Annotated in this window: 10 protein-coding genes; 5 read left to right on the top strand and 5 right to left on the bottom strand. The window is 51.4% G+C overall.

Translation table 11 applies throughout. The features are described 5' to 3' along the window. Positions 1–10: 10 nt before the first annotated feature. Both CW742_RS01265 and CW742_RS01260 read left to right on the top strand, forming a co-directional pair. Complete coding sequence (locus CW742_RS01265) at positions 11–3,568, top strand: hypothetical protein (RefSeq protein ID WP_292415608.1); 3,558 nt, start codon at positions 11–13, stop codon at positions 3,566–3,568. Further along, the gene (locus CW742_RS01260; RefSeq protein WP_292415607.1) at positions 3,568–3,864 is read left to right on the top strand and encodes an acylphosphatase; all 297 of its coding nucleotides are present in this window, start codon (positions 3,568–3,570) and stop codon (positions 3,862–3,864) included. Before CW742_RS01265 ends, CW742_RS01260 begins: the two co-directional genes overlap by 1 nt. Here the strand turns inward: CW742_RS01260 and cas1 are convergent. After that, positions 3,848–4,777: a CRISPR-associated endonuclease Cas1 gene (gene cas1 / locus CW742_RS01255; RefSeq protein ID WP_292415606.1), complete on the bottom strand. Its 930-nt coding sequence runs from the start codon at positions 4,775–4,777 to the stop codon at positions 3,848–3,850. The two genes, CW742_RS01260 and cas1, sit on opposite strands and share 17 nt — an antisense overlap. Positions 4,778–4,986: 209 nt before the next feature. Between cas1 and CW742_RS01250 the strand changes: the two genes are divergently transcribed. Genes CW742_RS01250 through CW742_RS01240 form a run of 3 tightly spaced genes read left to right on the top strand, consistent with a single transcriptional unit; the run spans position 4,987 to position 8,013 of the window. Continuing rightward, complete coding sequence (locus CW742_RS01250; RefSeq protein ID WP_292415605.1) at positions 4,987–6,276, top strand: phenylacetate--CoA ligase family protein; 1,290 nt, start codon at positions 4,987–4,989, stop codon at positions 6,274–6,276. Beyond that, positions 6,276–7,577, top strand: a complete 1,302-nt coding sequence (locus tag CW742_RS01245) for a phenylacetate--CoA ligase family protein (RefSeq protein ID WP_292415604.1) — start codon at positions 6,276–6,278, stop codon at positions 7,575–7,577. Before CW742_RS01250 ends, CW742_RS01245 begins: the two co-directional genes overlap by 1 nt. Position 7,578: 1 nt before the next feature. After that, the gene (locus CW742_RS01240) at positions 7,579–8,013 is read left to right on the top strand and encodes an ACT domain-containing protein (RefSeq protein WP_292415603.1); all 435 of its coding nucleotides are present in this window, start codon (positions 7,579–7,581) and stop codon (positions 8,011–8,013) included. Positions 8,014–8,023: 10 nt separating this feature from the next. On the opposite strand, the gene hxlA is transcribed toward CW742_RS01240, so the two are convergent. From hxlA to CW742_RS01220, 4 genes are all read right to left on the bottom strand, one after another. Then, positions 8,024–9,310 (bottom strand): 3-hexulose-6-phosphate synthase, encoded by a 1,287-nt coding sequence (gene hxlA / locus CW742_RS01235; RefSeq protein WP_292415602.1) that lies wholly within the window; start codon positions 9,308–9,310, stop codon positions 8,024–8,026. Positions 9,311–10,706: 1,396 nt separating this feature from the next. After that, the gene (locus CW742_RS01230; protein ID WP_292415601.1) at positions 10,707–11,213 is read right to left on the bottom strand and encodes a nitroreductase family protein; all 507 of its coding nucleotides are present in this window, start codon (positions 11,211–11,213) and stop codon (positions 10,707–10,709) included. A gap of 45 nt (positions 11,214–11,258) precedes the next feature. Then, positions 11,259–12,269: a DUF3821 domain-containing protein gene (locus tag CW742_RS01225; RefSeq protein WP_292415600.1), complete on the bottom strand. Its 1,011-nt coding sequence runs from the start codon at positions 12,267–12,269 to the stop codon at positions 11,259–11,261. 87 nt (positions 12,270–12,356) lie between these two features. Continuing rightward, positions 12,357–12,917 carry a GMP synthase subunit A gene (locus tag CW742_RS01220; protein WP_292415599.1) on the bottom strand — a complete coding sequence of 187 codons (561 nt, stop codon included), beginning with the start codon at positions 12,915–12,917 and terminating at the stop codon, positions 12,357–12,359. Positions 12,918–13,008 lie beyond the last annotated feature (91 nt).

The raw sequence follows: 13,008 nt of genomic DNA, 5'->3' as shown, positions 1-13,008 counted from the left end.
GTAATAAACCATGGTCCAGACCATCGATATACTGCATAATATTAAAAAAGACCTTTCCGAAGAAGACTGGAAGGTGCTGGAACCGGTTATCGCAGTGCTTGATGATCCCCAGAACCGGCGGGCACGGAAAAACCTTGTAACGGACCTCAACAAGCTTATCCTTGATACCGCAATCCGGGACAACAGGCCCGCCCTTCCTGCAGCCCTCCAGGAGATCGAGCGAAGTGATAATGAAGACTTATTCTCGCGAATAATCAGGCAGTATATCCTCACAAAAGACCGTCGCTGGCTGGAAACGGTTTTCGTCCTTTCCGACAAGATCAGCAAGAAAAGCAACCAGTCCCGGGTGTTTGCCATGCTTGCCCGTGACCTGATCGATGCCGGGGTATCTGAAGCTGCCCCGGACCTGATCGATCAGGGACTCCTCCTCCTTGACCGCATCAGTTTCCGGAAATACCGATCAGATATTATGATCGATATCATCCCGCTCCTCATCGTCTGGGCGATTACCACGCGCAGCCAGAACCTGCTCCGTACATCGCTCCATCTTATTGAAGAGATAGGGGATATATCCAAACGGGCAGTGTTGCATGCGGAACTTGCAAAAGCTCTCGCCACCGTTGCTATTCTCGATAAAGACCGGCCCTTGTTCCTGGACAGCATCCGCAGCGCAACCAGCATCCACCAGAAAATCCGAAGACATAATTGCATATCTGAAATTATCGGAAAAGGCGCAAAGACGGCATTTGGTAAGGATATGGCGGACATCCCTCGGTTTCTCGAGCATTTCTCCGCTATCTCACACGATGCCTTCCTTGAGATTGTGAGCGCGCTGACAGAACAGTTGCTCGAACGGGTCAAGGACAAACAACAGATCATCACCATTCTCCAGCAATTGTGCCATGACAAGCCGGAAGTAACGGGAACGTTGGTTATCGATTTACTCAAAAAGGCGGAACGCTCAGGAGACCAGTGGTTCCTTTCAACGGCTATGGACCTCCAGCAGCACATCTCGGACAATGAGGACTTCCCCGTTCGGGAGATGGTCCATGCCGGGGTTGCTGTCGCAAACAACTCAAATGACATGCAGGTCCTCACTGAACTCATCCCGATTCTTGAACGCCACTGCAATCCGGCCATCCTGTCGAGGATCTATCTCCAGTTCTCCCAGATTATGCTGGCCTCGGGAAACTTCAGCTATGCACTGGGAATATTCGGGAAGATCAACCACGAGATTGAAAATGCATCGCAATACACGGACTGTCTCACCCAGCTGTTAAAGGAAGGGGTGCTCAATGACAGTGTCCCCCTGATTCATAACAATATCCTCATAAAACTGCACCCGGATGTCGTCAATACTGCCGTTTACCGGGCCACAATCGAACTGAGCAGGGAATCCAGTTACCATGATTTGATTCTCCATATCCTTTCAATCCGTAACCTCATCCTGCTTCACCCTAAACAGGACCACCTGATCCTGGAAAGCATTACCTTTCTCGTAGACAGGGGATTTCTGGACTCCCATGACCCGGGGATCCTTATCCGCTTTGCAGAATCGATCCGGGAACAGGCTCTCAAGGAACGCGCAATAGCGAATATCGTTATCAAGATTGCAAAGATCGGAGTTAAGGTCAAAAACCGGGACTTCCTCCAGAGGGCTGTCGGGCTGACCTGCGAGATCGAAGGTCAGAATACCCGCTCCGCAACCCTGAGCAGTATCATCGATGAAGCGTCCATTCTCGCAGCCCAGCAGGGTGACCTTGACCTGCTGCTCCGGATGAAGGCATGGAGTAATTCCCTTCTTGAAAAAGACCTGGTATCCTATGCAATGGCCAATATCATCGACGGGGTGATAAAATACGCGACTGATAAACAATCCTGCGATGCACTCGAAGAGGCGTATCTCATCGCAGGGGAGATAAACGATCCCTCATTAAAAGGTCAGTTATTCGAACGCATTGCGGAATGTTTTGTCAAGATTGGATGCGCTCTCTTAAACGATCCCTCGTTTATCTCCTCCACACAAGAATTCGGGGTGAAGTATTCGCCGTTTGTCAGGGGAAGGGAAGTAATCAGGAAGCATGTAAAACCCCAGCAGGCGTCTCTCAAAATTGCCGGGATTATCGATATCATCATATCCTGTTCCAGGACCAGCACCAGCCTGGACTACATCATACCACTCGCCCTGTTCGCAACAGAGATAGAGAACACCTTTGAACGCGATGCCATGATGTCACGGATAGTCTCAAACCTCAACGATGAGATTACCCACCCCAATTCCACAGACCCGTACGAGACAATGGCATTTCTCTTACGGAGGAACGAACTCGCCCATTCAAACCCGGAAATCATAGCGCTGATCTACACCGTTCTTCTTCTGATATATGATCCCTATGTCAGGCTCACGGGATTATGCGATTTGGCTGACATGTTTTCACGGTTGCAGAAAACTGATGATGCACGCCGCGTCCTTGAAGAGGTTGAGAAAAACCTGGATATCCTCAATTCCGGCTACCATAAGGTCCTTATCCTGTCATACCTTGCATCTTCCTACAGCCAGGTTGATGAGGGGATTGCTGAAAAGAACCTCGCACGCGCGATACAACACCTGGAGGAGACTGAATTTGACAAGGACTCGGAGGCACGCCGGCAGGTCATAAAAACCATTGTCCGGTTCAACACAATCCGCCCGGAGTCCCGTTGGTTTACTACCGCATTTCAGATAGCACAGAAGATCAAGGACCCCGCAGAGTATGCAAACTCCCTGATCTCATTGTATCGCATGATACGCACGGACACCGAAAAACGCAGGGACCTGATACGGGCTATGGAAGCAGCTGCCGATACCGTCATTACCCCGTATGAGAAGGCCTCGGTAATTCTCTCCATTGTCAGGCTGACCCTGCAGAATGCGGATGGGGAACTAACACTCAGACTCCTGAAAAAAGCAGAAACACTCACAAAAAAGATCAATATTCCCTCAATCGCAGACACCATCAGGAACAACATCGCTGATATCTACAGCGGACTTCATGAACAGTCGCATGACCGGAAAATGCGCGATCTCGCAATCCAGGTTATCAAAACAATCGATGCGGACGAGGTGCGTCTCTTCCGGCTGGAGCAGATGGGATACACCGAGATGTATGAAATCACCCCCCAGTTTGTGAAGATCAAGTCGGTTTCCGAGAGAATGGTAAAAGAGGGAATTCACCCCAATTCGGTTGCAACACTGGAGAGACTGGTCAGGGCCGTTGCAGACAGGGGAAAGGAGGCAATATTCTTCTGTTACCTTTCTGTGTATTTCAAGAAAGAAGGCCAGGATAAATTATCCCGGAAGATGCTCCAGAATTCTATCAAGGAGGCAAGGATCATCCGCCCGTTATCCCGGAGAGCGTTTGTCATGTGCGATATCGCGCTGAAAATCTTTGCCGCCGGCTGTGAGCATTCCGCGCAGGAAATTCTTGATTACGCAATCGATGCCGCGACAAATATCCGCCAGTCGACATTGAGAGATGAAGTATTTGACGAACTGGGCCTTGCCATTAAAATTATGCAGAGGATGTGATGATGAAGACACTTAAAATAATCATCACCGGCAGGGTCCAGAAGGTCGGTTTTCGGGCATGCATCCGGAAAATTGCATCAGACCTGAATATCGCAGGAACTGTTCTTAACCTTGAAGATGGAAAGGTCCAGGTGTACGTAACGGGTGAGGCGATTGTGCTTGAGAAATTCACTTCCATGGTTTACAGTTGTCCGCGGGCCGTGATACGGGATCTGCAGATCACGGAGATGCCCCTGACAACATTCGATGGGTTCTCCGTTCTGAAACTCGAGAACAGGATCAATACAGAATTTTAAAATCGGTTCCGGTCTCCAGGGCCCGGGAAAAATTGTTCACCTGTTCATTAACCCGGTCGGAAACCTGTGCAGTGTAAAAAGATTTCATCATAGCACTGATCAGGGTATCTGACAGCATACACCGGTCGTGCGTTCTTTCAAAATCAGAATCGGTCAGGGATTCCCCTGCCATCTGAAGGACCAGGGGATCAACAGTCCCCGCTTTTAACGGTTCGATAAGATCATTGACGAGTCCCCCACATCCCTCATGGAGCAGGCCCAGGTCCGGATTGAGAAGGGCACCGATAACGGCAACAGAACACGTGCCAAAGAGCAGGGAATATCCGAAAGAGAGCATGGCATTGACGGGATCCACCTGTGGTCGAAGGGTCCTTCTCCGGAATCCCAGATCCGGTGGAAGGCTCCGTGAGAGGATCTCGTAATACATATCGGAAGAGAGTTTGTGCAGGCGGCGGATCTCGTCCAGTTTGATCAGATATTCCAGTTCATCCAGGGATTTGTGGAGCAGCTCCAGTTCACCCTCATAAAGGAGGCTGGATTCCTGGGATTCCTGGATTCTCTCGATCGTAAAGAGCCGGGACTTAATCGAGGCCTGTGCGATCCGGATTGCATACCGCTGGCGGGGAAGCGAGCGTTGCCGTTCAGAGCACTTCTCACCATTCCCGGAAGAAAAGGGCCGGATCATTCCAACAGGAGTTCCGTCCGGATCAAAAAAGGTGATATACACCCCATTCCTGACCAGCTGGGAGATGGCGGCAGAATGAATCGTATGCCCGCCGACAATAAGAAGATGAGAAATTTCTTCAAGAGGATAGTGTTCCGTAGTGGTTTTCTTCTGGATAATCAGGTGCTTCCGGGTTGACTTGATATGGGCTCCAAAGCCGCTGACTGAGACCCAGGGATAGTCCACCATACTCCGCACCAGGACATACGCGTCCGACTGTGTAAATACTACCACAGGGACACGGATTAATTAATCGTTTTGAAAAACCATGTGCCCCAAAACCGGGGGGATAACAACGAAGAGTTATGCGCGGGGTGAGATCAATTTTCGGTGGATATAAACCCCAGCAAACCGATATACGTACACTCGTCATGTTATAGCATAACAGGGTGCAAACGATGTTCTGGGATAAAAAAACCGAGACGCTGAAACCAACGGAACTCAAAGAACTCCAGCTCAAACGCCTGAAAAAAACACTAAACCAGGCACAGAACGTAGGTTTTTACCAAAACCTCCTTGCCGGAGCCGGGATCAAACAAGCGTCCATTAAGACACTGGATGATATACAAAAAATACCGTTTACGAAGAAACAGGATCTCCGGAACGGCTATCCCTTCGGTTTTTTTGCGGTCCCCATGAAGGAGATTGTGCGGATCCATACCACATCGGGAACCACCGGGAAACCCACGGTAGTGGGGTATACCCGCAATGACCTGGATACATGGTCAGGCCTGATTGCCCGGAACATGACAATGGTCGGGATAACCAAAGACGATGTTTTTCAGAATATGGTGAATTACGGGATGTTCACCGGCGGTCTCGGTTTCCACTACGGTGCCGAGAAGATCGGGATGACCGTCATTCCCAGCGCAACCGGTAATACGAAACGCCAGATCGAGATGATCCAGGATTTCGGTGTGACGACAATACACTGCACCCCCAGTTATGCCATGCACCTCTCCGAAGTTGCAGAGGAGATGGGAGCGGGTCTTGACACCCTGAAAACAGGTCTCTTTGGTGCGGAACCCTGGTCGGAAAGCACAAGAAAGACTCTTGAGGAAAAGCTTGGCGTTACCGCGTATGACTCGTATGGACTGAGTGAACTGTTCGGTCCGGGGGTTGCCTTCGAATGCCCGGAGCGTGACGGACTCCATATCTGGCATGACAGTTACCTGGTAGAGATTATCGATCCCCGGACTGGTGAGCCGGTAGCGGATGGAGAGCGCGGCGAGCTGGTGGTGACACCCCTTGTCAAGGAAGCCATGCCATTGCTCAGGTACCGGACTGGGGACGTCACCATGCTCATGGAGGACGGCTGCCTGTGCAGGAGAGGGAAAAAGATCGCCCGGATTACCGGGAGAAGCGACGATATGCTCGTTATCCGTGGCATCAATGTGTTTCCGTCCCAGATCGAGCATGTACTCCTCGGGATTCCTGAAGTAGGCAATCAATTTATGGTCTTTATTGACAGAATCAATCATCTGGATGAGATGACAGTCGACGTGGAGATCAACAGGGAGCACTTCAGCGGAGAACTATCCGATCTTGCCCGGCTCCAGAAAAAAGTCGTTAAGCAGCTCCGCGATGCACTCGAACTGCGTACAACAGTAAAGCTGGTTGAACCGGGTTCCCTGCCCCGGTTCGAAGGAAAAGCCAAGAGAGTTATTGATCGAAGAGAGGGATTGTAATGGCCTTATGGGATCCCCGTATTGAAGAGATGCCGAAAGCGGATCTCCAGAAAATGCAGTATAAACTGCTTAAAAGTCTCGTTTACCGATTGTACAGTTTTTCCCCGTTCTATCACGACCGGATGAAAGAGCAGAATGTCCATCCGGACGACATCCGCGAACTTGCCGATGTGAAGAAACTCCCGTTCATGTTCAAGCGGGATCTCCGGGATAACTATCCCGACCGGATTTTTACCGCAACGCAGGACGAGCTGGTCCGGTACCATGTCTCAAGCGGGACTACCGGGAAACCAACGGTTGTCGGGTATACCCAGAAGGACCTGGATCTGTGGACTACCTCGCTTGCACGGGGCCTTACATCCATCGGACTTGGACGGGGGGATGTCATCCAGGTCAGTTACGGGTACGGCCTCTTTACCGGGGGACTCGGGATGCATTACGGCGCAGAGCGGATCGGTGCAACGGTTCTCCCGACAAGTGTTGGCAATACCGAACGCCAGATCGAACTGATGCAGGACCTGGGCGCAACAGCGATAGCCTGTACTCCCTCCTATCTCCTGCACATGGGCGAAGTTGCCGAGAAGATGGGCGTGAGTATCCGGAACGATACCCGGCTGCGAACGGGCATCCTGGGGGCAGAGCCCTGGACCGATAAGATGCGCGTCAGGATAGAGGACTGGCTCGGGATCAAGGCATATGATATCTATGGTACCAGTGAGTTGTCGGGCCCGATGTTCACCGAGTGCTGCGAACAGAAAGGATTCCATGTCTGGTCCGATCTTGCTCTTGTCGAAATAATCGATCCCAAGACGGAAGAGCCACTGGAACCGGGTGAGGATGGGGAAGTCACCATCACCATCCTGCAGAAAGAGGCACTCCCCATGATCCGCTACCGGATCGGGGATATCGCAGCAATGGACGATGCAGTCTGTGCCTGCGGAAGGACCAATCCACGGATTCACCGGATCCAGGGCCGCGTTGATGACATGCTGATCATCCGGGGAATCAACGTATTCCCCTCCCAGGTAGAACATGCACTGATGGCGATTCCCGAAGTCGGGCAGCACTTCCAGATCGTGGTAGAGCGGAAAGGCGCACTGGACGATATGCTTGTCAGGGTTGAACTGAAAAAGGAGTCATTCAGTGACAAGATAACGGACCTGATGAAGATCCGCCAGAATGTTGAACACCGGCTCAGGAATTCCCTGAACGTGAACGCTGATGTGGAGCTTGTCGAACCCGGCTCACTCCCGAGGTTTGAAGGAAAATCAAAGAAAGTTATTGATAAGAGGTCGTTATAACATGGACGCGAAAAAATACCTGATCAAACAGATCTCGATATTCTCAGAAAACCGCCCGGGTCGCCTCGCGGCTATCGCCCACACCCTGGGCGAGGAGAAGGTGAACATTCTTGCATTCAGCATTGCCGAGGCAAACGGTTTCGGTGTTGTAAGGGCACTCGTGGATCACCCGCAGAAAGCCCATGATACACTGCAGGCGCTCGGATTCAACATCGCATTCACTGACGTAATCGCAGTAAAGATGAAAGACCAGCCCGGCGGACTCTACGAAGTCGCGAAGATCCTCGGGGATTCCGGGATCAACATTGAGTATTCGTATGCCTACTCCGGGAAAGATGGTGCAGTCCTCATCCTTCGTGTCGACCAGGTAGAGGATGCAATAAAAAAGATCCAGCAGTCAGGTGCAACCCTTATCGAGAGATCGGTCTTTCACTGACCGGTCAGCATTACTTTTTCTCCCATTTTTCCAGGTGTGCGATTTGGGCAAGTGTGCTCCCCCGCTGGATCTCTTCACGGATGCGCTCTTCTGTTTTACGGATCTCAAGCGCTCTCCTCGCCACCTCGTACGCCTGTTCTGCAGGGATCACGACAACACCGCTCTCATCCCCGACAATCCAGTCACCGGGCCGGACCCATTGCCCGCAACACTGGATCTCCGCGTTAATCTCCCCCATACCTTTGGGCTCCCCGGCATTAGGTACAGTCGCCTTTGCAAAGACCGGATACTTCAGCGCACGAATATCATCGACATCCCTTACTGCACCATCGATGATCACACCGGAAATTCCTTTTTTCATGCAACTCAGGGTGGCAAGCTCCCCCCATGGCGCGACATGCGTCCCTCCATCGTTGTTGATAACGATGACATCCCCACGCATGGCAATATCGATAGCTTCCACAGGTTTTGCCCAGTCCCCGGCAAATGTCTGCACGGTCACGGCCTTTCCCACCAGTTTCACGGCCCTGCAAACCGGGACGATACCGATCATTGCACCTTTCCGGTGCATTGCATCGGTGACATTGGGCGCGGATACCTGCAGGAATAGGTCATACGTCTCTTCCTCTTTTGATTTCCTGAGGGGGCGGTCAGCCGTCCCTTCATCCATACCGCGCCGGATCTCCTTTGTGGATCCCGTCACATTGGCGGAACGCACAATATTGCCACCAACGATAACGATCTCCGCCCCGTTCCGGATGGCATCAGCTGCACCCGAAGCATCAATCCCCCCGGCAACCGCTAAGGGGATGTGGATCTGACCGGACAATGTGGAGAGGAGGTTCAAGGATTCTTTTCCAGTCATCTGCTGGTCAATGCCTACATGGGCGCAGATTATGTGGACGCCAAACGACTCCAGCTGCTGGGCGCGGACGAGTGGATCTGCCACATTAATCAGGTCCGCCATCACCTTCACACCATAAAGCCGGGCCGCCCGGACGGATTCTGCAATCACCGCATCGTCTGCATCCGCAAGGATCCCGATGACATCTGCACCGGCCTTTGCCGCCATCTCCACCTCAAGAGCCCCGGTGTCGGCCACTTTCATGTCTGCAACGATGACTGCATGGGGAAATCGCTGGCGCAATGTCCGGACTGCCTGCATGCCTTCGCTCTTGATAAGTGGGGTCCCTGCTTCGATCCAGTCAGCACCGCCTTCGACAGCTTCCTGTGCAATCTGCACAGCACGATCCAGATCGAGGAGGTCAAGCGCAACCTGCAGGATCCCATGGTTCATGACTAGTGATCTGATGTGCCGGATGATTAAGCATTACCAGATGGTTGAAAAAAGAAAATGGACTGTATGGTACCTGTCATTTCATTCCCTGATGCATGACCCGTGCTCGTGAAGGGAGATAAAACAGGTACATGATATCGGTTACGATAGTGAAAAAAGTCCACCAGAATATCATTCACGATACAAATGAGTAAGAATCCGTGAATGGAACAAACAATATTTTCCGGATTTCTTCTGTAAGATGACGTTTGCTGCTTGTGAGATCTCTTTGGGATTTTCTTTTGAGAGTGGATTTTTCAATGAATTCTTTTTTGCATGCACAACATCATTGAGGCGATGAGCCATTTTTTTGGAGTCTGCCTCCAGTGATCTTACTATTCCGGATGCGTTGATCGCGGACAACCGGAAAATGCGTGACGTGCTCATTCTCATTTTTTATGATTTTGAGAAATCAATCAGGACGATTACTCGGGGAGTAATAAAACGGTATCCCGATGTAAAAACAAGTTCGCAGATAGTTTCCGGTAAACCACATCATCCCGCAGGAGAGCTCCTGGCACAACCCGTCACTGTTCCCAGCTGCCGCAAAGGCACTACCCAGGTAGCGTGGAGGGGCTGAAATGAGGGGGATCCGCCATCCCGGCTACCCATTAACACACTGCCGGAGGCTCCGGGACACGGGTTCCCCTATTTTTCAGGAAAAACCGGTCGGTATTCCGGTGCCGGAAGAAGACCCTTTATTTTCAGGCCGTGGCGGGCGCCGGATAGCCTAAGGCCCGGAAACAAGAGTTCAGATCAGGAAATTTTTGCGCAATTTCTTACGCGAATAAAAAGCACGGTTTTATTCGAGTGAAACGGCTTAATTTTCCGAAAAACGTCATTATTACGGGAATTATGTCGGGCGTTGGCACCATTTCCACTGCCGAATTTTTTTTAGGTCCTGCACAGAAATTTCTCCGTCGATGAATCCTGTCGGGTGCTTCCCCTCTTCCGGAACGGGGGCTGTCGGATATCGGAGAATGGTCAGCATGGATGCACTCCCTGCATCGGGTTGAGAATAGAACGGAGGCAGGGCATCAGGCGGGTTCCGGAGCGTCCGGAAAACCTGGTAAAACCACTTTACACATCAGGGAAATCTGGAGATATCGGCATTGAGCTCCGCACAGGCTGTTTTGCAGGAATAAAGGGTTTTCACCGAATAACCGTTGCCATGGATGCAGATGCAAAGATACACCGGAAAATTTTGGTGTGCCGGTTTTGTAATTGTTTCTTATTGTTATGCATCACGATAGGGAGACATGGTACCCGGGATCTTTTTGGTCTTCGGAACAATTTTTTTAGGGATGCGATTTTTTTTGGCGAAAAAAAGAGACCCGTAATCCAGGACACTATTCGGCTATTCGTTTGTGTATTGTTCAAAAAACACGATTTTTTTCAAGGGTTTCTTTGGTGCAATCGTGACTTCGGCAGGTATTCCGGCTGCAACAAGGGAGACAAGGGTATAGTTCTCCGGCACATTCAGTAATTTCCTGACAGACTCTGCGTACTCCTTCTTGTCCCCCGCCACCCAGCATGACGAGACACCATAGGCCTGGAGGGCAAGGATCAGGTTCTCGGTTGCAGCGCAGCCATCCTCAAGGTAGTAGAGTTCCTTCTTCTCACAGAAGACAAAAAAACATGCTGCACAATCAGCAATGAACGCCCCGTTCGCTGCAAGCCCGGCAATCGTTTTCAGCACCGGTTTTTCACGCACTATACCAAACAGCCAGGGCTGGACATTCCGGGCCGTGGGTGCCAGGGCAGCGCACTCGAGAGCGTCCTGGATTGCCCGCTCGTCAAGAGGGTCCGGTTTGTACTTCCGGACACTGTGACGGGACTTGATCAGTGTGGTAACAACATTCATGCACCGTAATGGGAGACCCGGGTAATAAAAACTTACGAAGAAAAATTAGTGTTTCTTCAGGAAGAACAAAAGACAGGCACAAAGAGAAAGAACAACCAGTCCTGCCCCGAAGCCGGGCGCATGGGTGGTTGGAGCGGCAGGGACCACTGCAGTTGCCGGCAGCGTCGTTGCTGCAGGGGATTCGGCCGTTGCAGTTGCCACGGGAGTTAAGACCGTGGTGGGGGGAGGACTGGTTGTAACTGCCGTGGTAACAGTCGGCGTCGGTGTCCGGGTTGTCATCACTGGCGTTGATGTCGTCGGGTTCGTGACATATCCCTTGTTGCCGATGAGCGGGTTCTGGTCCTGGTTGAGCACGGTAACCGTTGTACTGACCGTCTTGCCTGCCTGGTTATAATTGTCTTTCATGGAATTGACATTACATTCAGCCCAGACCGAGTACGTGCCCGGAGGATACATTGCCCGGTTACTGGTTCCCCATATTGACCCGGTATACTGTGGCGAGGTGGTTACCGGGTAGTCCACCAGTGATGTTGTCTGCCCCGACTTGCTCACGAGTGCATTGAGCAGTGTCCCGTCAGGGCTGCGAACTTTAATGGTGATGGGGACCGTGCTCACGGAGTTCCGCTGGAGCATCTGGACAAGATTGGTGTCAATCCTGAAGCGAAGTTCGTCATCCGTCGGAACCCATTTATTTGTGACATCCGTGCTGACCGTGGTATCTTCTATCTTAAGATCAAGATACGGATCGACAACATTGAACGCAGTGCCATTTGCAGTTGTTGGCGACTTCAGGCGATACCAGGTTCCGGTATACGTTTGGAAATCTGAAGGGTAGATCGTGAAACTCCCGGGGTTCGGGACAGAGATCGTCTTATCCGGCGAACTGGAAGAGATTGCTGCACCGGAAGCCCACCATCCCAGTATTGAATCTCCATCCATTGCAGCACGGATGTCCAGTCCCTGCTCCCCAACAAAGACCGTATTTCCGGCAGAGACCGTGCTGATCGCACCAGCTGCAGAAACCGGACAGAATACGAGGAAAAGCCCGGTTACCATTATGAAACACAATAACGTGAAATTATCCGCCATTTTCATCCCTCTTTTCTCATCTGGGAGAAAGGTTGCCGGATAAGGATAAAGCGTTTATGGGTTATCGGCAATGATCCGGAGGAAATTTTCAAAAACGCGTTTCCCTTCAAAAGTATGGCTGACCTCGGGATGCCACTGGAGCCCGAAAACCGGTTTTTCCCTGTGGGCAATCGCCTCGTGGTTGCAGATGGTCGATTGTGCGAGAACACAAAAATCCTCAGGCACCCGTGATACTTCATCCGCATGAGATGCCCAGACATTCATCGTTTTTGGATATCCCGCAAGAATTTCGCTGTCCCGGCAAATCTCAACCTCGACAGGGCCATACCCCCCGCTCTGGCCGGTTGTCACGGTTCCCCCGAATTTCCTGGCAATGATGTGAAGTCCAAGACAAATGCCCAGTACCGGCAGTCCCAAATCGAGATACTGCGCACAGTTACCGGCTCGTTCAATCGTCGGTCCTCCACCAAGGATGATTCCCCGGCAGTTTTCACCCACCTCAGCTGCTGGCGTAGTGTTAGGGACCAGAGCCACATCAATATCAAGATCCCGCACGGCCCGGTGAATAAGATGGTTGAACTGACCATGGTTGTTCACAACATAAATGGGAAGCATTGCAGTACTCTTTTTTCTTGAATCGTATAAGACTGCTCAGCTGCAGGCATGTGCTGCAGATACAATTTTTTCCCGGATCTCCGCTTCAGGG

This window comes from Methanoregula sp. (assembly GCF_002835825.1).
Taxonomy (GTDB): Archaea; Halobacteriota; Methanomicrobia; order Methanomicrobiales; family Methanospirillaceae; genus Methanoregula.
Note: the sequence above shows the minus strand (reverse complement) of the source record. Positions and strands in the feature narration are given on the sequence as shown.